This is a genomic window from Streptomyces sp. SID3212 (assembly GCF_009865405.1).
Taxonomy (GTDB): domain Bacteria; phylum Actinomycetota; class Actinomycetes; order Streptomycetales; family Streptomycetaceae; genus Streptomyces.
In genome coordinates, this window is the sequence record NZ_WWJY01000818.1 from 1 (window position 1) to 590 (window position 590).

Below are 590 nucleotides of genomic sequence, written 5' to 3' on the forward strand. Positions count from 1 at the left end.
GTCCCCGGACGCGTGGTCGGCCGTCGCGGCGGAGTCGGTCTCGGCCGTGGGCGGGCGGCGGCGGATCGTGGGCTCGTCGGCGCGGGCGGCCTCGGCGCGCAGCAGGGCGTTGAGGGCGGCGAAGGGATCAATGGGCATGGCTGTGTCCTCACGAGGGTGGGGGTGCGGTGCTGGCTCAACTGCTCGGGCGGGAAGGGCACATGGGTGCCCGACCTGTCAGCAGCGCAGCACGGCCCCGGAGGCGGCCGACGGCACGCGTGAGGGTTCCTGAGGGGTGAACGGCCGGGTGTACGCGGCCGGTTGCGGCCCGCGCCACCCGGCCACGGTCCGGGGTACGGCGGGTGCGCCACCGGCCCGTACGACGCCCCGGCCGACGGCGGCACGTTCGCTCTCGGCGGGGTCCTGCTGCCCCTCGCCCGCCGGTTCGGGCGCGGCGGAGGCGGGGGGCCTGGGCTCGGCGGCGGAGGCCGGATCATGACCGGTGTCCAGGGACATGCCCAGAAGCGCGACCAGAACCAGCAGCGCCGTCACGGCGATCCGCCGCGCGCGAGCGGCGCGGGCCACGGAAACGGCGCCGGGCGCCGCGACAG

The 590-nt window shown here is 77.6% G+C and carries 1 protein-coding gene; it reads right to left on the minus strand.

Features of this window, described 5'->3' with window-relative positions:
* Positions 1-216: 216 nt before the first annotated feature.
* Positions 217-590, minus strand: a 374-nt coding sequence (locus GT042_RS24720; protein ID WP_237531139.1) for a hypothetical protein, incomplete at its 5' end; no start/stop codon positions are given.